The 26,505-nt window shown below is 41.2% G+C and carries 24 protein-coding genes; 19 read left to right on the forward strand and 5 right to left on the reverse strand.

What is annotated here, in order from left to right:
• Nucleotide 1: 1 nt before the first annotated feature.
• From B3139_RS20645 to B3139_RS20655, 3 genes are all read left to right on the forward strand, one after another.
• Nucleotides 2-1,648, forward strand: coding sequence for a RagB/SusD family nutrient uptake outer membrane protein (locus tag B3139_RS20645; RefSeq protein ID WP_293885442.1), 1,647 nt, complete (start codon nucleotides 2-4; stop codon nucleotides 1,646-1,648).
• 123 nt (nucleotides 1,649-1,771) lie between these two features.
• Complete coding sequence (locus B3139_RS20650; RefSeq protein ID WP_293885444.1) at nucleotides 1,772-2,986, forward strand: SusE domain-containing protein; 1,215 nt, start codon at nucleotides 1,772-1,774, stop codon at nucleotides 2,984-2,986.
• 43 nt (nucleotides 2,987-3,029) lie between these two features.
• On the forward strand, nucleotides 3,030-4,592 hold the full coding sequence (locus B3139_RS20655) for a DUF4832 domain-containing protein (RefSeq protein ID WP_293885445.1): 1,563 nt from the start codon (nucleotides 3,030-3,032) through the stop codon (nucleotides 4,590-4,592).
• A gap of 189 nt (nucleotides 4,593-4,781) precedes the next feature.
• On the opposite strand, the gene B3139_RS20660 is transcribed toward B3139_RS20655, so the two are convergent.
• The 3 genes from B3139_RS20660 to B3139_RS20670 all read right to left on the reverse strand — a co-directional run bounded on the left by B3139_RS20660 (nucleotide 4,782) and on the right by B3139_RS20670 (nucleotide 7,401).
• A complete protein-coding gene (locus B3139_RS20660) occupies nucleotides 4,782-5,114 on the reverse strand; it encodes a hypothetical protein (RefSeq protein ID WP_293885447.1) in 333 nt (110 codons plus the stop codon).
• Between the two features lie 399 nt (nucleotides 5,115-5,513).
• On the reverse strand, nucleotides 5,514-6,749 hold the full coding sequence (locus B3139_RS20665; protein WP_293885448.1) for a hypothetical protein: 1,236 nt from the start codon (nucleotides 6,747-6,749) through the stop codon (nucleotides 5,514-5,516).
• A gap of 40 nt (nucleotides 6,750-6,789) precedes the next feature.
• Nucleotides 6,790-7,401, reverse strand: coding sequence for a Crp/Fnr family transcriptional regulator (locus B3139_RS20670; RefSeq protein ID WP_293885450.1), 612 nt, complete (start codon nucleotides 7,399-7,401; stop codon nucleotides 6,790-6,792).
• A gap of 262 nt (nucleotides 7,402-7,663) precedes the next feature.
• On the opposite strand from B3139_RS20670, the gene B3139_RS20675 reads away from it, so the two are divergent.
• The 15 genes from B3139_RS20675 (at nucleotide 7,664) to B3139_RS20745 (ending at nucleotide 22,877) form a co-directional block, all read left to right on the forward strand.
• Nucleotides 7,664-8,140, forward strand: coding sequence for a c-type cytochrome (locus tag B3139_RS20675; RefSeq protein ID WP_293885452.1), 477 nt, complete (start codon nucleotides 7,664-7,666; stop codon nucleotides 8,138-8,140).
• A 58-nt stretch (nucleotides 8,141-8,198) separates the two neighbouring features.
• Nucleotides 8,199-10,187 (forward strand): Sec-dependent nitrous-oxide reductase, encoded by a 1,989-nt coding sequence (gene nosZ, locus B3139_RS20680; RefSeq protein ID WP_293885454.1) that lies wholly within the window; start codon nucleotides 8,199-8,201, stop codon nucleotides 10,185-10,187.
• 11 nt (nucleotides 10,188-10,198) lie between these two features.
• Entirely contained in the window at nucleotides 10,199-10,798 is a 600-nt protein-coding gene (locus tag B3139_RS20685) for a hypothetical protein (RefSeq protein ID WP_293885456.1), read from the forward strand.
• A 1-nt stretch (nucleotide 10,799) separates the two neighbouring features.
• Nucleotides 10,800-11,249 carry a nitrous oxide reductase accessory protein NosL gene (locus B3139_RS20690; protein ID WP_293885458.1) on the forward strand — a complete coding sequence of 150 codons (450 nt, stop codon included), beginning with the start codon at nucleotides 10,800-10,802 and terminating at the stop codon, nucleotides 11,247-11,249.
• Between the two features lie 10 nt (nucleotides 11,250-11,259).
• Nucleotides 11,260-12,510: a nitrous oxide reductase family maturation protein NosD gene (locus B3139_RS20695; protein ID WP_293885460.1), complete on the forward strand. Its 1,251-nt coding sequence runs from the start codon at nucleotides 11,260-11,262 to the stop codon at nucleotides 12,508-12,510.
• A complete protein-coding gene (locus tag B3139_RS20700; protein ID WP_293885462.1) occupies nucleotides 12,507-13,220 on the forward strand; it encodes an ABC transporter ATP-binding protein in 714 nt (237 codons plus the stop codon). Before B3139_RS20695 ends, B3139_RS20700 begins: the two co-directional genes overlap by 4 nt.
• A gap of 7 nt (nucleotides 13,221-13,227) precedes the next feature.
• The gene (locus B3139_RS20705; protein WP_293885464.1) at nucleotides 13,228-13,995 is read left to right on the forward strand and encodes an ABC transporter permease subunit; all 768 of its coding nucleotides are present in this window, start codon (nucleotides 13,228-13,230) and stop codon (nucleotides 13,993-13,995) included.
• Between the two features lie 29 nt (nucleotides 13,996-14,024).
• On the forward strand, nucleotides 14,025-14,951 hold the full coding sequence (gene ric, locus B3139_RS20710; RefSeq protein WP_293885466.1) for an iron-sulfur cluster repair di-iron protein: 927 nt from the start codon (nucleotides 14,025-14,027) through the stop codon (nucleotides 14,949-14,951).
• A gap of 14 nt (nucleotides 14,952-14,965) precedes the next feature.
• Complete coding sequence (locus B3139_RS20715) at nucleotides 14,966-15,793, forward strand: DUF2249 domain-containing protein (protein ID WP_293885468.1); 828 nt, start codon at nucleotides 14,966-14,968, stop codon at nucleotides 15,791-15,793.
• Between the two features lies 1 nt (nucleotide 15,794).
• Nucleotides 15,795-17,054 (forward strand): hypothetical protein, encoded by a 1,260-nt coding sequence (locus tag B3139_RS20720; RefSeq protein WP_293885469.1) that lies wholly within the window; start codon nucleotides 15,795-15,797, stop codon nucleotides 17,052-17,054.
• A 40-nt stretch (nucleotides 17,055-17,094) separates the two neighbouring features.
• Nucleotides 17,095-17,424 (forward strand): metal-sulfur cluster assembly factor, encoded by a 330-nt coding sequence (locus tag B3139_RS20725; protein ID WP_293885470.1) that lies wholly within the window; start codon nucleotides 17,095-17,097, stop codon nucleotides 17,422-17,424.
• Between the two features lie 440 nt (nucleotides 17,425-17,864).
• On the forward strand, nucleotides 17,865-18,845 hold the full coding sequence (gene sbnA / locus B3139_RS20730) for a 2,3-diaminopropionate biosynthesis protein SbnA (protein WP_293885472.1): 981 nt from the start codon (nucleotides 17,865-17,867) through the stop codon (nucleotides 18,843-18,845).
• Complete coding sequence (locus tag B3139_RS20735; protein WP_293885474.1) at nucleotides 18,842-20,590, forward strand: FAD/NAD(P)-binding protein; 1,749 nt, start codon at nucleotides 18,842-18,844, stop codon at nucleotides 20,588-20,590. The genes sbnA and B3139_RS20735 overlap by 4 nt, the downstream gene beginning before the upstream one ends.
• A 9-nt stretch (nucleotides 20,591-20,599) precedes the next feature.
• On the forward strand, nucleotides 20,600-21,976 hold the full coding sequence (locus B3139_RS20740; protein ID WP_293885476.1) for a Y4yA family PLP-dependent enzyme: 1,377 nt from the start codon (nucleotides 20,600-20,602) through the stop codon (nucleotides 21,974-21,976).
• Between the two features lie 268 nt (nucleotides 21,977-22,244).
• The gene (locus B3139_RS20745) at nucleotides 22,245-22,877 is read left to right on the forward strand and encodes a hypothetical protein (RefSeq protein WP_293885478.1); all 633 of its coding nucleotides are present in this window, start codon (nucleotides 22,245-22,247) and stop codon (nucleotides 22,875-22,877) included.
• Nucleotides 22,878-22,893: 16 nt separating this feature from the next.
• On the opposite strand, the gene B3139_RS20750 is transcribed toward B3139_RS20745, so the two are convergent.
• Together B3139_RS20750 and B3139_RS20755 are read right to left on the reverse strand one after the other, a co-directional pair.
• Nucleotides 22,894-23,640 carry a prolyl oligopeptidase family serine peptidase gene (locus tag B3139_RS20750; RefSeq protein WP_293885480.1) on the reverse strand — a complete coding sequence of 249 codons (747 nt, stop codon included), beginning with the start codon at nucleotides 23,638-23,640 and terminating at the stop codon, nucleotides 22,894-22,896.
• Between the two features lie 42 nt (nucleotides 23,641-23,682).
• Nucleotides 23,683-24,951 (reverse strand): ATP-binding protein, encoded by a 1,269-nt coding sequence (locus B3139_RS20755; RefSeq protein ID WP_293885482.1) that lies wholly within the window; start codon nucleotides 24,949-24,951, stop codon nucleotides 23,683-23,685.
• Nucleotides 24,952-25,259: 308 nt separating this feature from the next.
• Here B3139_RS20755 and B3139_RS20760 point away from each other — a divergent pair.
• A partial coding sequence (locus B3139_RS20760) for a family 43 glycosylhydrolase (protein WP_293885484.1) occupies nucleotides 25,260-26,505 on the forward strand: 1,246 nt, incomplete at its 3' end.

Raw genomic sequence — 26,505 nt, forward strand, 5'->3', positions numbered from 1 at the left:
CATGAAAATAAAAAATATTATCACAACAAGTTTAGGGCTTATCGTATTGTTCACCTTGGGAGGCTGTAAGAAGTTTCTGGAGGAAGAGCTCAAAACTGAACTGGCACCATCCAATACGTATACCAGTACCTACGGTTTCGAAGTGGGAAGTGCTGGTTTATACGCACTCACGCGTTCTGAATACAATACCTATGGTGAAGGTGGGGCGTTTATTCACAATGGCGCTTGTCCATACGAAGCCTTACAAGTATCGACAGATATCGCCGACGCAATTAATAGTGATGGTTCTTTGATGGCTTTTGCTAACCTCACGCTTACCGCTTCAGAGCGGTTTGTGGGCACTTACTGGAATTGGGCATATAATCTTATTTCTTCTGCAAACTTGATGCTGGTTTATTCCGAAAAAAACACCAATTGGGATACGCCGGAAGATAAGGCACGTTTCCAGGCCGAAGCTCGATTCTTTCGTGCTTATGCTTATCGTACCTTGGTTTACCTTTATGGTGATGTACCCTATGTAGAAACCATTCTGTATGACTTTCAGCTTAATTTTACCCGTACACCCAAAGCCGAAGTGATCGGGCACATGGTAGACGACCTAAAGTTTGCGGTGGATAATCTGCCCACGAATCCGGACGGTGTTAAAGAAGGTAAGCTGACCAAATGGGCCGCAAGCCATTTGCTAAGCGAAATATATCTGTTACAGGGCAATCATGCCGAAGCGGAAAAGGCAGCGTTGGCCGTTATCAATAGTGGTTATTATAACCTTATGAAAAGTAGATATGGGGTGAATAGCGGTAAACCGGGTGATGTATTCAGCGATTTATTTTTGGAAAATAATCAAAATAGAAAAAGTGGTAATAAAGAAAGTATCTGGGTATTGCAATTTCAGTTTAATACAATCGGTGGTGGAACCAACTCAGATGACTGGACCCGTAGGGCTTGGATACCTAATTACTCGACCATTACGGGATTTGTTTTGGCGGATACCTTGGGCGGTCGTGGTATCGCACAATTGGTTCCGATGAAGTGGTGGGTTGGCACCACTGGAACAAATGCAACAGGGAATGTCGCGGGTATTTTTGAAGCAAATGATATCCGTAATTCGGGCCATAATATTAAACGAAACTGGTATTATAACAACGTAAACGAGACCTCGCTTTATGGCAAAAAGGCTAATATTACTGAGCAAACTTGGTTTACGACAAAAAGCTTATTTCCAGCGATTACAAAATTCTTTTATGGACGGCCAGAAAATCTAAGTCTATCCGGTAGCTACAAAGACCGTATGAAATTTCGTTTGGCTGAAACCTATCTATTACTTGCCGAATCCTATTTGGGGCAAAATATGCCTGATAAAGCTGCGCAAGCTGTCAATGAGGTGCGAAAAAGAGCCGGGGCCTCCGAAATCACCGGTGCTCAAATCAATATGGATTTCTTGCTCGATGAGCGTATCCGCGAATTAGTTGGAGAAGAAAGCAGAAGATTCACTTTAGTGCGGACCAATACCTTGGTAGAGCGTGTCAAGAAGTATAATAATGCGATCAAGGATAAAATTACGGATAATAATATCCTGTGGCCTATTCCGCAGGTGATCAGGGATGCAAATACAGGAGCGCCATTCCCTCAGAATCCGGGGTATAATTAATGTTAGCGGGAAGCTGTACGAATGGCGCTCGAATTTTCGGCAGTTTCCCGATCTGATGATAAAACAGCAGTTGCGCCGGTCAGGCGCATGATATTATCCAAATGTTAGTAAAAACATAAACCAATGAAAATAATCAATTATTTATACAAAGCTTTATTTTTCTTATGCATGGTATTGTGCCAGTTATCGTGCAAACAGGAGATTCAGGATATACCCAAAGTCAATGAAACGATGGAGCTTCAGCCTTCGTCAGAAAACATTACGCTGGACGAGGTCAATATGACCAAAGATATTGTCACATTTAACTGGAAGCCTGCCAGGACACAGTCAGATGATCATTTGGTCAGCTACAGCACTATGTTGGATGTGGTGGGGAACAATTTCGGTACGGGTACGGCCATATTTAACTATGAAGACGACAATGTATTTAGCAGAAGCTTTACTTCCGAACAATTACAAAATTGGGCCAATGAAAAGTGGGGTATACCAGCAAACAAGAGCTTTACGCTGGAATTTAGGGTAGTTGCTCAATGGGAGGGCGGCGGTACTTTTGAAGCACCTGAGGTGAGGACGGCAAGAATTACAGTAAATCCAATCAAGACGGTTGTTTTTGATGCCGATAAAGTGTTCTTGAGCGGCAGCGCCGTTGGCGGAACTAAGGTGGAGCTGCCAAAAACATTGGAAAACCTAGATCAATATGCTTATGTATTGAATTTGCAGCCGGGCGAACTTGAAATTCCTGTCGAATTTAACGGAGAGACCAATTATGTGGTTACTGCCGATGGGAGCGCAGCAATAAACGATGGTAATGCGGTCGGGATAAAGATGAGAGAAACAGTATTCTCCTGGAAAATAGAAACTGCTGGTGAGTACCGTGTCGTGGTCAATATGCAGAAAGCTACCGCTACGATCTATTCGCCGGCGAAAGCACTTTCCGCAAAAACCGTGATATGGACAGGAGATCAACCTTATACGACCACCGTGACGGATTTATGGATGCATGGGAGTATTAATGGTTGGGGAGCGCCTGTTAAAATGAATTGTCAGGTAAGTTTGGCCGATCCGCAAATTTTGGTCTATACTGGTGGTAGAGTTGGTACTACTAAGTTTATTGTGACCGGAGATAACAGTAACAACAAAAATCTGGCTTACGCATTTAGTGCTCCGCCTACGTCCGACGGCGTCGCGCAAACTTTGTCTCTCAATTTGGGAAAAGTAACCGAAATGGGCGGGGGGACGATAAAGGGTAATCGCGATTCATATTTCACCATTCCCGCCACCACAAATGTGTTGATCCTTGATTTAAGAAATATGACTATTCTGGCGTTAAAACGATAAGAGATCGGGTAAAAAATACAAGTTAACCTCAACATTTCTAAAAGTGAAAAATATAACCTATAAAAAAGCCTATCTCAAAGCATGTCTTGTCATGCTTTGCTTTCTAGCATTTTCATGCAAGAAAAATGATGCTGATATCGAAAAAGATATATCAGGAACCTTGGTAAAACCCAGTTACAACAGGAGCACTATGTTTCGTAATCCCTTAAATGGTTGGGTAATGTACGCTTCGGCTTCGGGAAACCCTTCTTATTGGGATACCCAATTTTATGTACCTGATTTGGGTAAAACGGTCAAAGCGATTGATTATGCATCTGCCTGTTATATCCGTACCAGCTGGCGAACCTTTAATCCTGCAGATGGCGTGTATGCTTGGAGAGATCCTAGCACAGCAATCTACAAAATGATCAAAGGAGCACAAGATAAAGGATTACCCATCGCGTTTCGTATCGTTGTCGACGGTCGCGACCAAGGTGCAAATACGCCGCAGTTTGTGTTCGATGCAGGCGCTAAGTATTATTTGGCTAATCCTTCTTTTCCCGATAGAAAAACACCAGTACTGCAAGATCCTATTTTTAGGAAATATTATAGCAAGGTGATTGAAGAACTAGCGAAGGATTTTAACGATTTAAATAAAACCTCTTTTGTCGATGCCTATGGACTCGGTTTGTGGGGGGAAGGGCATAGTGTAATTTATGAAGATCCTAATCACCCTTCCGGTCAAAATATTGAAGTCATTAAAGAAGAAGTTGTTGACTGGATTTCCGATGTGTATTCCAAGAATTTTACAAAAGTACCCTTACTGATTAATTATCATCGTCTGGTTGGTGACCCTTCGGGCAGTGGAGCTGCGAACCCCAATTCGGAGAAGTTATTGAATAAAATGATCAATAAAGGCTACAGTCTGCGTCAAGATGCCTTTGGAATGACAGATTATTACCAAAGCTGGGAGAAGAATTTTGCTAAGGTGTGGAATTTTAAACGTCCCGTTATTATGGAGGGCGGTTGGATAACCACAGGTACGCACCGTTATTGGACTGATCCCAGCGGTAAATACAGACAAAACCACCCCGAAGATGTTCGGCAGGGTGAATTTGACAGCTCCTTGGAAGCGGCTGTAAACATGATGGATTTCCGGATCGGTGAAATTGAAAGCTGGTTTACCAAGTCCTTTACGTTATGTCAACGTTTTATATCTGAGGGGGGCTATCGTTTATATCCTGATCGGGTTTATTTACCGGAAAAAGTCAATGTCGGTACTGAAACAACAATTAACCATCGTTGGAGGAATATGGGCTGGGGTTATTTCCCTAATAATATTCCGCAGTGGAACTATAAATATAAGGTAGCCTTTGCCCTTCTGGACGGCGAAAATAACGTTAAAAAGGTTTTTGTAGATGATCAAGGAGAACCTTCGACCTGGCTTAAAAATAACCCGATGACCTACGAATTGAAAGCTATTGTTGATCTTCCTACGGGGAACTATACCTGGGCCGTCGCTATTGTAGATACCACAAATGATAATCAGCCTGGGATACGGCTTGCGGTGAACGGTGATATTACCAGCACTGGATGGTTAAAGTTATTGGGAGTACAGGTACTGTAATAGTTTGCATGAAGGTTAGAATGCAAAATTATTGGATGTTTTTTAATTAAAAAGGGGGCTGTCCTGACCGGACTGCCCCTTTCTGATGTCGTTTTTTATTTACATTGCCGGAACACACCCTATTTGACCTCCGATAACGGATTCTAAGGTTAGATAAAATCTTATAATCCGAACGAAATAAATCTCAGACTATAGTTCGCCATTGGCTAGCATATGCCTATAAATCGTTTTGCAATTTCCGAAGAATCCTGAACATGAGTTCTCTACATACGTTTCCGAAGTATGCGTAGCTACCACTTGGCCACTATTATTGTATACCTTTAATACGTAGACACATCTAATCAACCTCGAATTGTCTTCTTTTGTTTTGGCGGTGGTTTTAGCATCTACATTGGTTTTGGCTACCTTGTAGGCAGTTGTTTTTACATTGACATTTTCTTTGGATGCGTTTGCATCTGTGCTGGCGAAAGCTGCAGTTGATAGCGTAGCAACGGCTATCACACTCATCAATAATTTTTTCATTGTTTTTAAGTTTTTTTGTTAAATAATGTATGCCCTTTGAGCATATTTTAATTCTCTCATAATAAAAGTAAGAACAAGAAAATTGCGTGAGGTGAACGATCAGTATTCGCGAGAGACGATCTATTATTCGCAGCGACTCAGTCGATATTTATTTTGCTCAGGAAGTTAATGCGATTGTCAGCAAAAATCAGGCTTACCAGACCTACAGTCAAAGCCGTAGCGAAGTTGTTAAATCCTTGAAAAAATGGAATAAACTAAACTTTGTATTGCGTACAGGCATCCTCTAATCATCAGAAAATTATACGGTTATTAAATTGATGTTGAAATCGAAGAACTTCATGAATACTAAACTCGTTAATTTGGAGCATTTACCGGCCCATGAAGATTATGCCATTTGCATTATTTGCGCAATTGGGTTCGCATTATCCTGTAGAGGCTTACAACAATAACAACAGCTGCGAATGCTAGCACATGATGTGTTCCAGCGATAGGATAATGCAGAAATCCACCTATCCCCTGTAACATTAATACAAATTCATTCAAAAATATTCCAATAAGTAAACCGTAAATACCGTAGTGAACGCCTTGTTCCATTTTTAGCAGACAAATCTGAAAAGCATAACCAATTAAAAAGAGGGTAATGATCACCAAAAGAACGAGGTGCAGATAAGCAATGACAATTGGCCGAAAGCCATAAGCTTGTTGACTCAGCGCAGGTATGACGGACAGACCCTGTAATAACAGCTTGAGGAAAATAGCCGCTAGGACACATATCCAAATCTTTGCTGTGTCTTGGTTTAAGCGAAGTGCAGCATTGTTTCGGATCAGTCTGACGACTCTTTTTGCTAAGGTTACCCAAAGAACAAATTGCAATCCGACTGTCATAACGATAATGATATACAACCAAAGAGGTAGATTCTTCCACCATAGCACGGATAGGAAATAGGTAGGTATAACAGTCATGGCATAGGTGAGCGAGAAACGTGGGCTCATGGGTATTTTACCACCATGTTTATACAGCCAGCCAGCAAGCAGGGCGACACAAGCGAAGAAAAACCAACCATTGTACTGAAAATGAAGATAGAAATAGACCGATGCAAGTTGTTTTAATGGATCCATTTGGTGGGTCGCTTTGAGATAGGCGAGAAAATAGGTTCCAAATGAACTAAATATATTGAAAAATAGGGCCGCCTTTATTAAAATCGAAAGAGCTGGAGGAAGCATAGATGATTTAAGATCCCTGAATAATTGAGCGCAAAACCAATAAGAGACAAGGATTGATAAGAATGACCATATAATTGAATATATACTATAACCAGTACATAAAAAGGAAATAAGCATACCTGCAGAAATTGTGCAATTGGCCAATAGGATATGCTGATATTTTCTACATAAAATTTGATTGACTTTTATTTCCAGAACGGTCATCATGAGAAAGATCATGAGCGCTTGGGATACCCAGCCTGAAAATGCAAAATGCGAATGTGCGTGCATGATGTTTTTCTGGTCGATCCAGGGAATGGGAAATAAAAATTTTAAACGCATAATCAATCCCAAAATACCGACGATAAGCAAGTTGAATAGGGTAATGACGATCCATTTCTTAATACTTAAATAGTTCATTATTTTATTCATATGTTGATTTTTTCAGAACGCGGTATCGTTGTTTCAGCGTTCAATCTATGCCATCGGCGGGAACAAAGACTTTTCCGCGGACAATGTTTAATTTATCATCCTTTTCCATTTGCTTCATTGTCCGGATGATTGTTTCTACTCGTAGTCCAGTCATATTTGCCAATTGTTGGCGCGTAAGCATAAGTCGGTTGCATTCCTGACAAACGAGCCTTTTGCTTTCATTTAATTTGTGAATCAGATTGGACAGGATTTCTTCAGGTGAGCGATTGTAAATTAATTTGATCATGAATAGTTTAAAGTGCAGCTCACGGGCGATCTTTTGTGAAATTACATGATGTAGATGACCGTATTCATGCATGATTTCGAAGAATCTTTTCGAACTGATCTTCAACAAAGTACATGAACTGTCTGCAATTGCTGTTACTGTATTCAGTCCGTTGTCTAATATGGCCACTTCACCAAATCCCTCGTTGGCGCAGATCACGTTATGGAGGACTTCTCGGCCGTCGGACAAGAAATTAGAAAGACGAACTCGTCCATTTAACACCTGATAATAAAATAACGCCATGCTGTCCTCGTGAAAAAGTATTTCACCAACATCGGCATGTATGCTGCTCGCTCCCTTTTCGAGAAGTATTACGCTTGGAATCATCGTTCGACATTAGTTAAAATTAACTATACGGAATAAAGATATAGCATCATCGAAAAATAGATGTTGATGTTGGTCACAGGAATGAGTGATTAAAATCAATTTTGTTTTAATGTGCTTATATATAGTGTTTTATGTCTTTTGGTCGGTGTTTTTTTTGAAGCTGAAGCACTTTATGATTTGCCTCATAAAATAGCTACAACCTTCCCCTATACCTTTGGATTACGTAAAACACAATCAAGTTTGAATACAAAACCAAAATAAGATGAGAAAGCTAATTGTATGCTGTTTGATGGGATTATTTATCTACTCCTGTTCATCAAACAATGGCGAGAAAAAAACAGTTGCCAACAGTGCGAACGAAACTGGAGCTACGGCAAATGACGCCAGTGGATATGATCCACACCGAGGTGAGGGAAAATTTGACCAGGTTGAAATCGGCGAACATTTGGATGCGCCAATGGCCACAGCCGGAAAAATGATTGTTGATTTAAAATGTGCTTCCTGTCATAAGCTTACCGACGAAAAGCTGGTAGGACCCGGGTGGAAAGGCGTGACACAACGGAGAAAGCCACAGTGGATCATGAATTTTATCACGAACCCTGATCCGATGATCGATAAGGATCCTGAATTACAGGCACAACTTGAATTATGTATGGTCCGAATGCCCAACCAGAATCTAACGGATGAGGAAGCCCGAAAGGTATTGGAGTTTATGCGACAAAATGATGGCGTAAAATAATAAAGCTGAATAAGAATCAACAAAACTGCATAGGTATTAACCTTAAAATAAGAATAGAATGACTTTAACAAAATACATATTGACGAGCCTAATGGCGAGCGCAATGTTGTCAAGTTTCCACGCCTGTAAACCCAAAGGAGCGGGATCCGCCGTGAGTGGCGATGCCGCCGAGAAGGTGTATGTTGCCCCAGGGAAATACGATGAATTTTACAATTTTGTATCTGGGGGATTTAGTGGACAGCTCTCCGTTTACGGACTTCCATCCGGCAGATTACTGCGTGTAATCCCCGTTTTTTCACTAGACCCTGAAAAGGGCTGGGGCTTTAGTGAAGAGACTAAACCGATGCTCGAAACGTCCCATGGCAATGTACCCTGGGACGATTTACACCATGTGCAGCTTTCCAAAACAGATGGAAACTACGACGGTCGTTGGGTATTTGTCAATGCTAACAATACCCCCCGTATTGCCCGGATCGATCTGACAACTTTTCGTACGGCAGAAGTCCTCGAGCTCCCGAATAGCGGTGGAAACCACTCCTCACCTTATATAACTGAAAACACCGAATATGTTGTCGCAGGAACCCGATTTTCGGTACCGCTTGACGGCGAGTCTGGCGATGTACCTATCAATACCTTCAAAAAGAATTTTCGCGGAACATTGAGTTTTGTCAGCGTAAGCAAGGATAATGGCAACATGGAATTAGCTTTTCAGATTGAGACACCCGGTGTAAACTATGACCTGAGCCGAGCCGGTAAAGGGACTTCTCACGGCTGGTTTTTCTTCTCCACCTACAATACTGAACAGGCAAATACATTGCTGGAAGTTAATGCTTCCAAAAATGATAAGGACTTTATATTAGCCGTCAACTGGAAAAAAGCCGAAGAATATTTGAAAGCCGGAAGGGGGAGAAAGGTAACTGGTTTGAAGTATGCCCATAACACTTACGACGAGAAGTCCCATACTGCGAAGACAACATTCAACACAGAAACTGTCGTATTGAAGGCGGAGGAACTGGAGGGGCTATGCTACTATATTCCTTGTCCTAAATCTCCGCATGGTGTCGATGTTGATCCTACCGGAGAATACATTGTAGGATCGGGTAAATTGGCTGCTGTCATACCTGTATTTTCATTTGCTAAAATGCAGAAAGCAATCCAGGAAAAACAATTTGAAGGTAAATTCGGTGGGATCCCAATTATAAAATACGAATCTGCACTGTATGGTGAAGTACAAAAACCTGGTTTAGGCCCACTACATACGGAATTCGATGGTAAAGGAAATGCAATTACCTCATTCTTTGTGTCCTCCGAATTGGTCAAATGGAATATTAAAGATTTAAAGGTGCTAGACCGAACACCAACATTTTACTCAACAGGTCATTTGATGATACCGGGAGGAGATACCAAAAATCCAGACGGCAAATATGTCATTGCGTATAATAAAATCACGAAAGACCGCTTTCTTCCTACTGGACCTGAGTTGGCGCAGAGCGCCCAATTGTTTGATATCTCGGGAGACAAAATGCAGTTGTTGTTAGACTTTCCGACGATTGGGGAACCGCATTATGCGCAAGCCATTAAGGCTGAGAAGGTAAAAGATAAAAGTGTGAAAATCTTTAAAATTGAAGAAAACAACAGCCCATATGTCGCCAAAGGAGATAAAGATGCACGCGTGGAGCGTAAAGGTAATCAGATACATGTATACCTGACATCCATCCGTTCACACTTCACGCCGGATAATATTGAGGGCGTACAGCTTGGCGATGAAGTCTATTTCCATGTGACCAACATTGAACAGGACTGGGATATGCCACATGGTTTTGCTGTCAAAGGTGCAAAGAATGGTGAATTGCTCATTATGCCAGGAGAGACACAGACGTTGAAATGGATTCCGGATAGAGTAGGTGTGTTTCCATTCTACTGTACTGATTTTTGTAGTGCGCTACATCAAGAGATGCAGGGTTATATCCGCATATCAAAAAAAGGAAACAACGTTCCGTTGATTTATAGTCTGGGAACCAATCAACCGCAAGAGAAGACCAATTAATATAACCTACAATGATGAAAACTACAAGTCACCTGTCAGCAGTGCATCGGATTCTTTTGATCCTGAGTGGCCTGGCCCTGGTAGCGGTCATCTTCCTACCCATCTGGCGTATTGAGCTCGACGCAGCACAATACCCAGAAGGGTTAGAACTACAGATCTACAGCAACAAGTTGGCCGGACAAGTTGATATTATCAACGGACTGAACCACTATATCGGGATGAAAACGCTGCATGCGGAAGATTTCATAGAATTTACGGTCTTGCCTTATATCATCTTATTTTTTGCGCTTGCTTTTCTGCTTACCGGTTTCGTGCAGAATAGAAAACTGCTCTATGGCTTATTCTTTTGTTTTCTGCTTTTTGGAGTCGCAGCCCTGGTTGACTTTTATATCTGGGAATATAACTATGGGCATCAGCTCGATCCATCTGCACCGATAAAAGTTCCCGGAATGTCTTATCAGCCACCACTGATCGGATACAAACAGCTTTTAAATTTTGGCGCCTATTCTATACCTGATATCGGGGGATGGATCTTTATACTCTGTGGAATTATCTTGGCCTTTTGTACAGTGCAGGAGTGGCAAAATAATAAAACCCTAAAACTAAAATAATATGAGAAACTATAAATTATTTGCGTTGATCTGTAGTAGTATATTGCTGTTTATGTGTAGTTTACAGGCCTGTCAGGGCAACAATAAACCCAAGCCTATTAAATACGGTAGCGAGCAATGTGCCCACTGTAAGATGACAATAACGGACGCGCGTTTTGGTACGCAGCTGCAGACAAAAAAGGGGCGGGTCTTTAATTTTGATGACGTACAATGTATGATCGCTTTTGTCAAAGGGAACTCGGTCAAAAAAGAAGAGATTGCCGTTTATTACCTGCCGGATTATGTTAGCCATAAGCTCATACCGGCTGAAGGTGCATATTATCTCAAAAGTGAAGGCTTGAAAAGCCCAATGCGAGGCAATGTTGCTGTATTTGAAAAACGCGTCGAACTGGATAAGGTCAAAGCAGAGATCGGTGGCACGGTGATGACCTGGAATGATCTATGGAAATAAATGAATAACAATGAAGAATCTAGCTTTAGCGTTGTACTGTGCATTGGCTTGTCTTTGGCTCGTAAACGTGCCTGTATCGGCGACAACCATTCAGGTAGGAAAGGGGCAGTCTGTCGGGACAATAAAGGCTGGCCTAGCACAAGCGAAATCAGGTGATACCGTTTTAGTAGCAGCGGGTGTGTATAAGGAGGGGAATATTGTTATTGATAAGGCAATTTTCCTGAAAGGCCTGGGAAAACCTGTGCTGGACGGCGAGAAAAAATATGAACCGCTCTCGATTAAATCGCCGGGGGTTACTGTTCAAGGCTTTTCAATACAGCATTCGGGACATTCTTCCATGAATGATATTGCCGGTATTAAAATTTACAATACAGCGCATATCAAAATTTTTGACAATGAGCTCGTGGACAATTTTTTCGGGATCTATGTGCAGAATGCGACAAACGTTGAAATACGGGGCAATATCCTCAAAGCTTTTGGTACAGCGGAACAGCTGATTGGTAATGGTATTCATGCTTGGAAATCAGATAGTTTAAGTGTTGAAAATAATGAAGTGTCAGGACATAGGGACGGTATTTATCTTGAGTTTGTGACCCATACGCGAGTACAGGGCAATCTTTCTGAAAAAAATCTGCGCTATGGTCTCCATTTTATGTTTTCCCATCAGAACAGTTACATCTCAAACACCTTTCGCAGCAATGGTGCAGGTGTAGCTGTTATGTATACCAAGCATGTCCATATGGAAAACAATAATTTCGAAGAGAATTGGGGCGATGCCGCCTATGGATTGTTGCTCAAAGATATTTCTGATAGTCAGATCATCAACAATCAGTTTAGCCGCAATACCACCGGTATTTTTATGGAAGGATCGAATCGAATCCATATTGAACATAACAATTTTAAGAGCAACGGATGGGGGCTCAAGATTCAGTCGAGCTGTATGGACAATGTGCTTAAAGACAATAATTTTCTTCAGAATACCTTTGATGTTGCTACCAATGGCACCCTTACACTCAACAGTTTTGTGCATAACTATTGGGACAAATACGAGGGATACGATCTGGATAAAGACGGATTTGGGGATATCCCTTTTCGTCCCGTAAGCCTATTCTCGATGATGGTTGAGCGCTATCCTTCGGCGATGTTACTTTTTCGAAGTTTTATGGCCATGTTGTTCGACCGGACTGAAAAGCTATTACCAAGTCTGACACCCGAGGGGCTTAAAGACGATAAGCCTCGCATGAAATCAATAAAAGTATGATTAGTATCCAGCAGTTAACGAAAAGCTTTGGCAAATTCAATGCATTAAAGGGCATTGATCTGACGTTGAATGGCGGCGAATGCGTTGCCCTAATTGGCCCCAATGGCAGTGGTAAGACCACCTTGATCAAGTCTATCCTAGGTATGGTCATGCCGAGTGCCGGACGGATCACTTTTGAAGGACAGGACATTGGACGGCAATGGGCTTATCGGAACCATATTGGCTATATGCCGCAGATCGGTCAATATCCTGAGAATATGTCCATCAAACAGGTCCTGGATATGATCAAAGATATCCGCAAACAGCCCCAGACGGATTCGGATCTTTATCAGGCTTTCGGCGTGGACAAGCTATTGGAAAAACGGATGGCGACGCTTTCCGGTGGTACAAGACAAAAAGTAAGTGCCTGTATCGCATTTATGTTTGACCCCAAGGTACTCATCCTGGACGAACCTACAGCAGGACTGGATCCTCTGTCTACCGAAATTCTCAAGGATAAAATCAAGAAAGAAATCGGACGCGGTAAACTGATCATCATCAGTTCCCATGTACTTAGTGATCTCGATGAGTTTGTATCGCAGATTGTCTTTCTGCAGGAAGGAGAGCTGAAGTTTCATAAGAGCTTGCAGCAATTAAAAGAAGATACAGGTACTGAAAAACTATCCAAAGCAATCGCTTTTTTGATGCAGAACCGCGACCTGTCTAATTAGAGAAAAGATGAATAAAATTATACGCTACGTTTTTGTGGATCTCTTGCGCAACAAGACCATTTTATGCTACACCATATTACTCTTTGTACTTTCCATGACGGTATACAGCATGGAGGACAATTATGAAAAGGGATTACTCAGTCTACTGAATATTGTGTTGTTTGTAGTTCCGCTGATGAGTATCGTTTTTTCTGGCATCTATATCTACCAGAGTTCCGAGTTTATCAATTGTCTTGTCAGCCAGCCTTTGCAACGGAAAAGCATTTGGGGCAGCCTGTATGTGGGTTTGGCAGGTGCACTCAGTTTAGCTTTTTTTATCGGGGTCGGCGTACCAACTTTTATCTATGCATTTAGCTATTCGGGTATTACTTTGGTCGGTTGCGGACTGTTACTTTCCTTGATTTTCGTTTCCATAGCGATGTGGACATCTGTATTGATCAGGGATAAGTCGAAGGGGATAGGATTGGCAATTTTGCTTTGGCTTTATTTCACGCTGCTTTTCGACGCATTGGTGCTTTTCATCCTATTTCAGTTTGCGGATTATCCCATCGAACATGGAATGATTGCACTGTCTATGCTCAATCCCATCGATATCAGTCGCATCCTTATTTTATTACAGGTGGATCTTTCCGCCATGATGGGCTATACAGGAGCGATATTTCGGGAGTTTTTCGGTAATACATTCGGCATTGCGATCACCCTGTTGGTCATGTTGCTCTGGAGCATCATTCCTCTAGGACTATCTATTCGCTATTTTAAGAAAAAGGATTTATAATAATTTATTTACCATTTAATACTATTATCATGATTAAATCACCTTTATTGGAGGTTTTCAATATAGAACCTCGACTTAAACACCCAACCATATTTGATCACTTCGATGCCCTGGATTCGGGCGAGTCATTTATTATCAAAAACGATCATGATCCCAAGCCGCTCTATTATCAGTTGTTGGGTGAACGTGGAAAGGATCTCATTTGGAATTATCTGGAATCGGGACCCGAATATTGGCAGGTTCGCCTTGGCAAACCGTTGGAAAGCGAAACACTAGAAACCGTTGGCAATATTGCGGCCACGGATATCCGCAAGGCCCAAGTTTTAAAACAGCTCGGAGTAGATTTCTGTTGCGGTGGTAAGCAGACGCTTAAGGAGGCCGCTCATAGTATTGGTCTCAATGAAATTGAATTGCGCAGACGGTTAAATCAATCCGAAGAGCTTCCTATAGCGGGGCCGCCGCTAAATTTTAAAGATTGGGATACCGATTTTTTAAGTGATTATATTAAGAATGTCCATCATCGGTATGTTCGGGAAAAAGGACCGATTATTCAGGAACTCGCACATAAAGTAGCCGATGTGCATGCACAGCAGCATCCCGAGCTGGTCAGCTTGTCCAAAGAACTCGATGCTTTTCTTGATGACCTCTATCATCATTTGGATAAAGAGGAGAAACAGCTTTTTCCGGCAATCAAGAATGAACAAGAATTGACCAGCAAACAGGTGGATCAGCTCATTCAATTTTTGATTTCAGAACACGAGGATTCAGGAAAGGAGCTTCAGCAGCTGCGCAAAATTACCGAAAACTATACATTGCCAGCCAATGCCTGTAATTCTTACACGTCATTATTTTCACAGATTGAATCATTTGAATCCGATCTTCTGCAGCATATCCATCTGGAGAATAATATTTTATTTCCAAAGTTGCTCGCGAGCTACGGTGTTCAAGTGAATTAAAAACTAGAAAAGCCATGCGGATAAACCAGCATACCAAAATTTCAGAACTCATCAGCTATAATGTCTTGAGCATTGAAGCCATTGCCGCTATTGCCAAACCCTTGCGCAAGATCCGTATTCCGGTCTTGCGTCGAATATTGGCCCCTCGGGTCTCCATAGGCGAAGCAGCAAAAATTGGCGGATGTTCGGTTGCAGATTTTCGAGCTGCGCTGGTGCCGCTCGGCTTTGTTTGGATGTCAGATGAAGCCGAGAAAACCATAAATTTATTCGATGCAGTAGAAAGGCCAAGTTGGATGGATGAAGCAGCAGTGACGGTTATATTAGATGTGAGACCCCTCTTGGAAGTGGGTCAAGATCCGTTAAAAGATATTTTTCAGTTGTATCGCTCACTCGCCGCAGGCGGGATTCTTTGCATCAGCAATTCATTTGTCCCCACTCCATTGATCAGGCGAATGGAAGATCGCCAGGTACCAAGCTATACCCACGAATGGGCGGAAGGCGAATTCAGAAGTTACTTTTATAAAAATGATACAGCTCTGTCTGTTCAGCCTGCTGAGGACGATTATATTTCATTTGTGCCGAAGGAACTTTTTGAGCAGAAATTAACGAGCCTTTCTCCGCTTCATCTGGTTACATTGGATGTCAGCGAACTTCCTATGCCACAGCCGATGGAATTAATTCTTGAGGCCCTTACCCAACTGAAAGCCGATGATGTGGCTTATATAAAACACCGCAAGATTCCGCTCCATCTGCTGGAAGAACTTGATCATTTATCTTATCGTATTTTCATCTATGATCGACACCCTGGAGAGGTCCATCTGTTAATTTATCCCGTAAAATAAAATGGCAAATATTTCTATTCATAAAGCACCTGAACAATATGTCGTATTGCCATTCTTTATCACTTCAGGCATTTTTTTTCTAATTTTCACGGTCCTGATCGTCATTACCGGAGGGGGGCTCTTTGGACACCATTTTCAACCTAAAGTGCTGGCTATTGTCCACAGTCTAGCACTGGGATGGGGGACGATGGTCATTTATGGGGCGGCTTATCAGCTGGTGCCGGTTATTTTCGAACGTCCGCTTAGCTCTTCCCGATTGGCATTTTCCACTTATATCCTATTGACATTGGGAACCTGCTTGTTGGTTTATAGTTTCTGGCATTTCAAGATCGGTTTACTCATGTGTCTTGGAGGTTTATTGATTACCCTCAGCTCCTACCTATACTTCTATACGCTGTGGATGACTACTAAAGATGTGGAGCACCTATTTGAACTACGCCTTTACTTTACGCTATCGGCCTTTTGGCTTTGTTTTACCACAACCTTAGGCCTTTTGCTCGCCATTAATTTATTTCATGGTTTTCTAACTAAAAGTCACCTCGATATTCTAAAGCTACATGCCCACGTTGGTATTGTTGGTTGGTTTTTGCAACTGATCCTGGGAGCAGGAGCAAAGATGCTGCCCATGTTTCTGTTGGGGCGATCTGCCAAAACAAAGTGGCTCTATGTTTCGATCATTTTGATAAACCTTGGCTTGGTCCTTTTTTTATTGGACGGCTATACTCATCCTGTGGGATTAAGATCTCTTATTTTTGGAGTAATTGTGTTATTGGGAGTTATATGCTGGGCTGTTTTTGTTGTAGACTGTTATATACACCGTGCACGTAAGATTTTGGATATTCCAATGAAACATAGTTTCATTTCCTTTTTGAGTTTACTTTTCGCTTTCTTCACATTGCCTATGGTTGTGCAGCAGCAGTTTGGTAGTTGGGTTAATTTATATTTCGTATGGTTATTTTTTGGATGGATAACAGGCCTTATTTTGGGAATGACTTTTAAGACCCTGCCTTTTATGATCTGGAACTGGCGCTATAAAGATCTCAATGGAACCAAAAAAATACCTATGCCTAAGGAGCTTTATAGTCAGCGGCTGCTTTCGATACAATATTACCTTTACCTATTGGCACTTTTTGTTATGGCCATTGCTGTGGCCTTTAAATTCAAGTGGCTACTGAATTGTGCTGCCTGGACTTGGGTAGCACTAGCCGTTGTATATGTTTTTAATATCGTTAAAGTAGTTTTTCATCGAAGAACACTATAAATAAAGTATGCATCAGTTTGTATAATGAATGAAAGATAATATGAAAATTGATCTAACAAAACCCGAGGCCTTTGAGGAGTTAAAAGCTGTTCAGGCATTGATGCTTGTGATGGATCCCGAACTGGGAATCAATATCGTAGATATGGGTTTAATTTATCATCTTGATTTAACTGATCCGAGTTGCATTGTCGTAACCATGACATTATCTTCTGCATATTGCCCAATGGGTGACTCTATCGTTCAAGGTGTTGAAAACACATTGCAACAGCAATTCCCAAATAAAGCCATAGTTATCAATCTCGTTTGGGAGCCTATTTGGACGCCGGATCGGATCAGTGAGGAGGGAAAGATCCTATTGGATCGCGGATGATCTGATTAAGAATAAATTCAACTTTCCATACGCATCATTAAAGGAGTTCCCTAATCGCTGGTCTGCGGCCTGAGGTTTGTATGCTACCGTAAATATTTGTCGATGTAAATATTTAGCATTGCCTTTTTGTACGGATTAAGACCTTCGGAAACGGCTGAAATTTCCTTCTGAAATTCCGATTCTCTATTCAGTTTTCTGTATTCTCTTGCTAATTCAAGCCTGATTCTCATCAATTTTTAAATTTGAACAATCATCAAGACTGACCTAGTGAATTTAGAGCGCGAGGGTAATACCCCATCTACACGGTCAAATACCTGTCGGTCTCCGTATAAACCTCCCTTTGCACAATATACTTACCTGTATATTTATTTCATAGCGCATGCGGCATTTTTTTTGGAGCGTATTGTCACCATTAAGGGTAAAACTGAAGATATAAAACTATGGGCTTACAAATAAGTGACGTAAAGGGAATAAGTAACCTGGCATTGGGAATAGGAAATACGCAATTAACATCGCTATCTTCGCTCAGTTCCAGTCTAGGTATGCAAATCTATGCGAAGATGGAAATGGGTAATCCTAGTGGTAGTGTAAAAGATAGGTCGGCTACAAACATTTTACTTGAAGCCATTCGAAAAGGTGATATTAATAACGAAACGACTATTATTGAATCTTCCTCTGGAAATATGGGTATTGCACTGGCGCGGCTCTGTAAGTTGCTTTGCCTCGATTCTTATATTGTTGTAGACCCGCATATTAACCAGCACGCAAGGAAACTTTTGAATGCTTTCGGTGCAAATATCGTCGAGGTAAATGAGAAAGATGAGAATCAGGGTTACCTCGGCAACCGTCTAAAAAAAGTGCAGGACCTTTTGGATAAAGTTCCCAATAGTTATTGGACGAATCAGTACGGTAATCCAAATGTGCATATTGCGCATGAAGGTATATTTCGTGAAGTAACCAGTCAACTCCATGCCGCCCCCGACTATATGCTGGTTGCCACCAGTACATGTGGTACAATCCGCGGCATTGCCGACGCGATTGAGAAAGCATCTGCTACCACCAAGTTGATTGCCGTTGACGCAGTGGGTAGCATTCTTTTTAAAAATAAGCCGAACGCTAGAAATATTCCGGGAATGGGAGCAAGCCATCCCTCTGCGTTTTTGCAAAAGCATCAGATTGATCATTATACATTAGTCTCAGATCTTGAAGCTGTAAAAGGTTGTCAATTGTTGCGCGAACGCGAAGGTATGCTCATCGGAGGCTCTTCTGGAGCGCTAGTAGCTGCACTCCATAAATTAAAAAAGCAGATCCCGACAAACTCTTCAGTAGTGCTGCTTTTCCCGGATAGTGGCGAGCGCTATCTCGATACCATATACAATGAGGAATGGGTAGAGCAGACATTTAAAGAAGTATTGGTATGATTTGGAATACGCAACACATTAATCCACAACGAGACCTATATTCCTATTATCAAGAACGAGAGCAAAAAAAATTGCAGCCACACGGGGATAATACAATTGCCATTGTTGGGGGTGGGCCGAAGGGTTTGTATGGACTCAATCATTTCATTAACCGTATGCGTCTCCACCAAGCTACAAAACCCTGTAAAGTTTTATGGTTCAACAGAGATGAACTATTTGGTTGCGGCCCAAACTACAGTATACACCAACCTGATTACCTGTTAATTAATTACTGTATTGGCCATTTGAATGCTTTTCATGATAAGTATAGTCAGAAAGAAGATCAACAAAGTTTTATGGAGTGGCTCAGTAAGGTGAAGTGTATAGATACAGATGTCCAGCCAACTGACTTTGCTTCGAGAGCTTTGGTGGGCTATTATTTGCAGTGGGTAGCTAAGGAGACGATGCGGCAGCTCCCCGCAAATGTCCAACTTCAGCTTATCGCAGAACCTGTTGTGGCAATAGCGGAACAGCATTCTAAGGCAAGGATTGAAACCAACACGGGGAGTTGGGATGTTGCAAGTATATTGCTCGCTACAGGACATTGTTACAATAACACGCCGCTAATCACTGAATCTGAAGTCACAATGGCAAATTTTATCAGAAGTCCATATCCGGTGTCAAAATATGATGATATTACTTCTGATGCCCAAGTAGGTATTACCGGCATGGGACTTACTTTCATCGACATTGCATTGGCTCTTACTGAAGGACGCGGCGGCACCTTTGATGATAACGGAGAATATTGTCCTTCAGGAAAGGAACCATTGATCTATTCATTTTCAAGAACTTCCCTACCTATACTTTGTCGTGGTCCACAGTATCAAGAAAAACGTTCGCTATATTTATTAAATGCTTCGAAGTTTAAATTATGGATGCAACAGTCTACAAAAATTGATTTTGAGAAAGATATGCTCCCAATAATCGAGCAGGAAATTCAACTTCGTTATTATGCTGTCCAATTCAACGAGAACGACCTCGAACGTCTACAAAGCTTAATAAATGCGATCCCTTTACAACAACGTTTTACATTACATAAACTTTTAAAACCCAACTTAACGAATGAGAAGGAAATATTGCGCTATATCGAGAATAATATTGAGGAGGCGCAGCAAGGTGAACAGAATAGCCCATTAATGGCGGCTGCTTCGGTGTGGTCTGAGATATGTCCATATATTGCTGAATTATATTCTTCCGTAGGGTTTACCGGCAATTCGCAACAGCAGTTGGATCAGTATTATTTCGGTGCTTTCAACCGCGTAAGCTATGGTCCGCCGATTGCCAATATGGAAAAAATATTAGCCTTGGCAAGAGCGGGTATCATCCGTTTCTTGCCTTTAAAAAAGCCGACCATTCGATGGCAAGAAGTGGGGAGTGTTTTCGTCGTTTGTGACGAAAATGGAAAAGCTACATCTTTTAATACCTTAATCGATGCACGCATAGGCAGACCCTCCTTACATCAGCATAATGCTGCTTTATATGATACACTTTTAAGCCAAGGGCTAATTTGTCCCCATCGAAATGAATCTTATTTTCCTGGTACTTTGTCCATGGATCAGCGTGGCAAGTGCAATACCTTGGCCAAGGTGCCCATTTACTGCTATGGGGCTAATACCGAAGGCGTATTCTTCGACAACGACACCTTGTCACGAACAAAAAACGATACTTCCTGTTATTGGGTAGACGATACAATCCGAACACTATAGAAACACAGCATGAACACCACTTTTTTTTCTTTAACACCTATTCTGCATCCTTGGGTAAATCATCTTACCAAAGAGCCCCAAGAACTTTTTGAACGAATTGAACAATACGGATCACCAGTCAATATACATCACTTTAAGCCTTTAAATGAAAATATCCATGCTTATCAAGCTGTGCTGAATAAGTATAATGTCATTCACAAGATATTCTTCGCCCGTAAAGCAAATAAATGCCTGCAACTCGCTCAAACCGTAGCGGATGCCGGCCAAGGCGTGGATACCGCAAGCCTTAGGGAACTACAGCAATGCCTTGATGCGGGAATAGCCAGTGAGCAACTCGTGCTGACTGCTGCAGTCAAAAATCGACAACTCCTTGAATTGGCATTAAAGTATAATGTTACCGTTGTACTGGATAACGAAGATGAATTGCAATTGGCACAGGATGTTGCCGCAACATTTGGGAAACCTATGCTGATTAATATACGTGTGGGAGGATTTCTTGTCAATGGCCAACGACTACCAACACGTTTTGGCTTTACTATCGATAGCGTTGCAGAACGCATAAAACGTTTGGCAGAAAGCTATCCTCAGGTCAAATACAACGGGCTGCATTTTCATCTTAATGGCTATTCAATTGACGAACGTGTTGCTGCCATTGAACAGTCAGTACAGGTGATTGATGAATTGCATGACTTAGGAATACACACGCGATCTCTCGATATTGGCGGGGGTATCCTGATGAATTATCTTAAATCGGAACAAGAATGGTTATCCTTTCATACAGCACTACGTGAAGCCTTGCTAGGAAATCGACCTGAACTTACTTACCAGAATGATGCCTTAGGTATGGTCAAGATCGAGGATAAGCTTTATGGCGAACCTACTGTATATCCATATTTCAATGAGATCCACAAGGAAAAATTATTAGAGCAGATTCTTACAGCCCGTTCCAGCATCTATGGACTCCCAATACACCGACTCTTTACAGATCGGAGGCTGGAATTACGCATGGAACCTGGTCGTTCATTGTTGGATCAAGTAGGTTGTACGGTGGCAAAGGTGGCCTTTCGTAAGAAAGATAGCGAGGGTCGTCTGCTTGTGGGTTTGGAAATGAACCGTACACAGCTGCGTAGTTCGAGTGCCGACTTTTTATTGGATCCTCTTCATCTACCCAAACAGCAAGGTGATGATTCAGATGAACCCTGTTATGCATATCTTGTCGGCAGTTATTGTCTCGAACAAGAGTTGATTCTCAAACGACAAATTAAGCTGCAGAAATATCCCGAAATTGGAGATCTTATCCTTTTTCCCAACACAGCGGGTTACATGATGCATTTTTACGAATCGGAAGCACACCTCTTCGAACTTGCAAAGAATGTATTCATCTAGTCAACATTTAAAGATTTCTATGAAGTAGCTAGATGTAGCCCCCGAGTTCCCTAATAGTGTGGTTAAAGCCGCCTTACTGACATTAGCAATATTTTCTTATGGTAATTGAATATTTAAAACAAATCACAAATGCTAGTTGTCGATTATTAAACGGTGGAGTAGGCAGATAAAACTTTAGGTAAGTTTAAATGAGTGTATTGGAATCGGATATGCAGAATAACGAGTATACAAATCTTTTTGGACATGCGAGGCTACTAAAGCAAAGTTTATGAACATTAAAGCAAAAACAGGGAAAGAGTTTTTTACAGATGGCTTACTACGTCGAAGTCGAATCATCATTGGCATTATGCTGTCGGTAACACTTATACTTCCGGTTGTTTTTTTCATCGGTACAATGATGGAAACGATGTCTTATGGAAAAGCAGTTTTGGGTGACGATCGTTATAATGCAAGGATAAGCGACAGCTATATTTATGCATTGGTTCTTTTAGGCTTTGCCTTAATGATTGTTACTCCAGTCATTTTTTTTGTTAAAAAAATGACCAATAATTATCTGCAGTCAATTAATTCGCTGTCAGAAACAGATATGGAAAAGCTGATAAAGGTCAATAATATGGCTCCGTTTTATGAGAAATTTATGCCATCTTATATAATAAAAGAGGGTACTGTGTGCTTTTTTTATCTATTTAAGCATACTACCATTTTTTTTAAAGATATAGTCGCCATTAACGTAAAACATTCTTATTACAAGGGATATACTGCTTCGGTATATATCCAAACGATAGCAAAGACTTATCGTTTTCGCCTATTCGGTAACGTTTTTATAGTGAAAAATCTAACCGATGAAGCCGTAAAAAGCAATCCCGAGATAATTTTAAATAAAGATTGGAATATAGCATAATAGCGTGGATGTAAAGTTATTCGTTAGTTATCGCCTTGCGGTGCATCAATAACCATTCATAAATCCAGGGCTCAGTTTCATAGAGGTACTGGATGCTGTGACCTTTTCCTGTAAGACGGTGGAAAATAATTTCACCATTGCACTCCTCTAGAGAGTTGACTATCCTTTCTGTTTCATATATGGAGATTTGGTCATCCGCCGTTCCGTGATAGGTCAGGATGGGGATGTCTCTGAGCGTGCAAATGCGAGTAGTATCGCTATCATTTACCCCTCCACACAATGGGACAATTGCCGCAATTTTTTCGGGATGATCCAGTGCTGCAGCGTAGGTTCCATATCCACCCATACTTATTCCAGTCACATAAACACGACTCTTGTCGATGCGGTAGTTTGAGGTTATTTCATTGTAAAGCGAGTCGAACCAATTTTCCGTAGACCAATATCTACCCTCCGGACATTGAGGTGCAACCATTACAAAATCAAATTCCTTTCCTTGATCTACTAAATACGGTAAGCCATAAATCTTCAATTTTTCAAGATCATCGCCCTTTTGAGATCCTCCGTGAAGATAGATAACCAATGGATGTGTGGACGTATCTGTATGGTAATTTTTAGGGAGATAGGTTAGGTGTTTATAATTGACTTTTAGCTTTTCTTGGGCAATAGACTGTGATGTAAAGATGCCGAAAACGAATATTGCGAGCAGTTGAGGATAAAGATAGAACATGTTACTATAAATTTTGATGGGTTCTTGAAAAGTCATATTGGAAGAAGATGAAAAGTTTACTGCAATCTATTCATGTTGCTACCGCAATATCATTCCTATCCTTTCCCGTTCTTTATCCGATAGGGGGATAGCCTGCTCAATGATGGGTAATATCTCTGCTTTACGATCTGTTTGTAGCAAGAGATCCAAGAAGCCTAAGTATGTCCTAATTAAATCAGCTTTGATACCGACAAAAGCACGTGGATTAGCAATGTAGAGCTCCTGCACCAGCTGGAGTAACTTGGCCTTACGATCGCTATCAGAGTCAGCATGCCCGTAGTGGGGTAAAAGATTCTTCTGTGTGAGTTCTTCTAATTTGATATCCACCGCTTTTTCGCGGACATATTTCTTCTGTTTCCTTTCCAGCATATCACGTAATTCGGCTAAGAGCTTGCGATATACTACTTGTTGTTCTTTCTCGCTGAATAAGTTTCCTTCAGTAGATAGCGTCATATCTGACATTTCAAAACTGTCAAAAAAAGCAGACTCTACATAAACCGAATGGTGAAATTCAATAGCATTATTATTAAAACTACTCAGCAGTTTGGTTACCTCCACTTTATGACTGTTCAGGAAATAATAATAGTAACGGTCCCCAATAGAATATTTCCATCGGATATAATTAATCTTAAATACGAACGAATTCTCTTGTGGACTATATATCGTAAGTGAGGTTTCATCGGTCTCCTGAATCAGCTGCTGATAGGCGATCGGATTACCATTTATGGTGATATTGTAGCCCATCTCCTTATTTAGATACAAGAACCAGCCAAATTCCTGTGCCAGAAAATCCTTAAAATCTTCCGACTCGAATGTCATAGCATTTAGGCCAAATATTCCATCGAGCAAAACAGTAGTTCCTGTATGCTCGGACTGGGATGGGAGCGATTCGGAGCTATCGTATGTTTCTTTAGTATCTCTGTTTATGGTTAATGTGTACGCTATCAGACCCTGATGCTGCGCCACCACAGTATGCCAAGTGGCACGGGTGGCAAAAAGGGAAAATGAGAATCGCCCTTTTCCCTTTTTGCCCCGTGTATAGGAAGTACGTTTGGGTTGCGCTTTCTTGAGTGAATCCAGAAAGTTGCCAAATGAATAGTCCAATGTATCCGGTGCTATACCTTCTCCATTATCACTGATGCTAATGTGTTCGATGTAGCCAAGTTCATTACTCCCAATAGCAATGGATACTGCTGTGGCCTTAGCATCAAATCCATTCCATATATATTCAGCAATGGCTTGCTTAGCATCCTTTGGTAAACCCGCGGATTCTATGCTTGCATTTGTGATCTTTGTACTATTCCTCATGATAATTGACCTTTATGTCAAATCTATTAAAATTATCATTTATTTTATAATTCTACTAAAGAAAATAGTAATTAGACAATATTTCAGAATTCTTCATCTTGAAGCATATGAAAGACTAGGTGCTCCTTGCGGAATTGGCAGGCTATATGGTCGCTAAAGTAACTTTGAGATTTGAAAACTTCACCAATACCTACATGGTCATCTTGGAGTGCGACGGTAAAACTATACGTTTGGGAAGGTACAGGTTGGTACATGATGGCTATTAGGAATTATTGCTTTATCTTGGATTTTTCCATTGGACCAAAACTATGATTACCTTATCTAAACACATCTTAGTTTCTTTTATCCTTTGCCTGTTATTTTCGCAGTCGAAAGGTCAGTCAGATTCTGCAAATGGATTTTTGAAGATTAAAAATGATATTTTTTGGGACACCCAAGATGGAGGTCCTATATATAGCCAAGGGGGAGGCATTTTTTCTTTCAAAGACCCTGAAGATGGGAAGACTAAATATTTTTGGTATGGAGCAAAATATCAAGAATCGGAAAAATACCGAATTGATCCTAGTGTCACCCCTGAGCGTGACAATTTTGTTTCTGTCAATTGTTATGTGTCTACGGATCTAGTAAACTGGACCTCTCGCGGAGATGTACTGACTCTTGATGAACTTAATAGAAATTATACCCAGACACGTTGGGCAGGACGTTTAGGTGTCGCATACATCAAGGAAATAGACAAGTATGCGCTGCTGATCCAACATAATGATCAATTATTGGTTACCTTATCGGAAAGTCCCAACGGTCCATTTAAATGGCACCGGCGCATCGATATGACTGCTATGATAGGAACAAGCAACACTGGCGATCAAACGGTATTCACCGATGAGGATACTGGAAAGTCATACTTGGTGTATTCTTATGGAAGAGGCAGGAACAAGATTTACATCTCACAGATCGGTATAAAGGACGGTAAAGTTGGACTACTGGATTGTAATATGATCTTCAAAGGTGAGGGAAGAGAGGGGAACTGTATGTTCAAACAGAATGGAAAATACTATTTATTCGCCTCCAACTTATACGGCTGGGATTCCTCTTTTGCTTATTACTTAGTTTCAGATCATATTTACGGTCCATATACGCCAACCAATAAGATGCTGATCATGGAAGGCACAGAGGCAGATTATGCCCATGTCACGCAAACAGGATTTTTTGTTACGCTAAAAGGGACTAAAAAGCAAACAGTGATATATTGTGGTGACAGATGGGCTAATTTTGCGGGCAATGGTTTAGGATATAACCAGTGGTGTCCCCTTTCCTTTGATGGCTCAAAGCCTATTTTTAATTCCTTAAGTTCATGGAGTCTTCATCCAACAACAGGAGAATGGCTGGTGAATGGTGATAATAATTATGTTAAGAACGGGAGTTTCGAGGCCGATAGAAGACATATACCAAGTCCAGTTAAACCTGTTCAGGAACAGTTATTGGGGTGGCAAACCAGTATCATTAAGGGAAATAAAATCGCTGTTAGTGATTCTTTATCTCCCGTGCTTAATTATT

Origin of the sequence: Sphingobacterium sp. UBA1498 (assembly GCF_002325125.1) — a bacterium.
Taxonomy (GTDB): domain Bacteria; phylum Bacteroidota; class Bacteroidia; order Sphingobacteriales; family Sphingobacteriaceae; genus Sphingobacterium.

What these genes read in the sequence shown, in the direction of transcription:
- B3139_RS20715 (WP_293885468.1), top strand. Translation starts at nt 14,966, where the DNA reads ATGCGGATAAACCAGCATACCAAAATTTCAGAACTCATCAGCTATAAT.
- sbnA (WP_293885472.1), top strand. Translation starts at nt 17,865, where the DNA reads ATGGGCTTACAAATAAGTGACGTAAAGGGAATAAGTAACCTGGCATTG.
- nosZ (WP_293885454.1), top strand. Translation starts at nt 8,199, where the DNA reads ATGACTTTAACAAAATACATATTGACGAGCCTAATGGCGAGCGCAATG.
- B3139_RS20750 (WP_293885480.1), bottom strand. Translation starts at nt 23,640, where the DNA reads ATGACTTTTCAAGAACCCATCAAAATTTATAGTAACATGTTCTATCTT.
- B3139_RS20695 (WP_293885460.1), top strand. Translation starts at nt 11,260, where the DNA reads ATGAAGAATCTAGCTTTAGCGTTGTACTGTGCATTGGCTTGTCTTTGG.
- B3139_RS20740 (WP_293885476.1), top strand. Translation starts at nt 20,600, where the DNA reads ATGAACACCACTTTTTTTTCTTTAACACCTATTCTGCATCCTTGGGTA.
- B3139_RS20685 (WP_293885456.1), top strand. Translation starts at nt 10,199, where the DNA reads ATGATGAAAACTACAAGTCACCTGTCAGCAGTGCATCGGATTCTTTTG.
- B3139_RS20675 (WP_293885452.1), top strand. Translation starts at nt 7,664, where the DNA reads ATGAGAAAGCTAATTGTATGCTGTTTGATGGGATTATTTATCTACTCC.
- B3139_RS20665 (WP_293885448.1), bottom strand. Translation starts at nt 6,749, where the DNA reads ATGAATAAAATAATGAACTATTTAAGTATTAAGAAATGGATCGTCATT.
- B3139_RS20660 (WP_293885447.1), bottom strand. Translation starts at nt 5,114, where the DNA reads ATGAAAAAATTATTGATGAGTGTGATAGCCGTTGCTACGCTATCAACT.
- B3139_RS20720 (WP_293885469.1), top strand. Translation starts at nt 15,795, where the DNA reads ATGGCAAATATTTCTATTCATAAAGCACCTGAACAATATGTCGTATTG.
- B3139_RS20755 (WP_293885482.1), bottom strand. Translation starts at nt 24,951, where the DNA reads ATGAGGAATAGTACAAAGATCACAAATGCAAGCATAGAATCCGCGGGT.
- B3139_RS20745 (WP_293885478.1), top strand. Translation starts at nt 22,245, where the DNA reads ATGAACATTAAAGCAAAAACAGGGAAAGAGTTTTTTACAGATGGCTTA.
- B3139_RS20725 (WP_293885470.1), top strand. Translation starts at nt 17,095, where the DNA reads ATGAAAATTGATCTAACAAAACCCGAGGCCTTTGAGGAGTTAAAAGCT.
- B3139_RS20690 (WP_293885458.1), top strand. Translation starts at nt 10,800, where the DNA reads ATGAGAAACTATAAATTATTTGCGTTGATCTGTAGTAGTATATTGCTG.
- ric (WP_293885466.1), top strand. Translation starts at nt 14,025, where the DNA reads ATGATTAAATCACCTTTATTGGAGGTTTTCAATATAGAACCTCGACTT.
- B3139_RS20670 (WP_293885450.1), bottom strand. Translation starts at nt 7,401, where the DNA reads ATGATTCCAAGCGTAATACTTCTCGAAAAGGGAGCGAGCAGCATACAT.
- B3139_RS20735 (WP_293885474.1), top strand. Translation starts at nt 18,842, where the DNA reads ATGATTTGGAATACGCAACACATTAATCCACAACGAGACCTATATTCC.
- B3139_RS20645 (WP_293885442.1), top strand. Translation starts at nt 2, where the DNA reads ATGAAAATAAAAAATATTATCACAACAAGTTTAGGGCTTATCGTATTG.
- B3139_RS20650 (WP_293885444.1), top strand. Translation starts at nt 1,772, where the DNA reads ATGAAAATAATCAATTATTTATACAAAGCTTTATTTTTCTTATGCATG.
- B3139_RS20705 (WP_293885464.1), top strand. Translation starts at nt 13,228, where the DNA reads ATGAATAAAATTATACGCTACGTTTTTGTGGATCTCTTGCGCAACAAG.
- B3139_RS20700 (WP_293885462.1), top strand. Translation starts at nt 12,507, where the DNA reads ATGATTAGTATCCAGCAGTTAACGAAAAGCTTTGGCAAATTCAATGCA.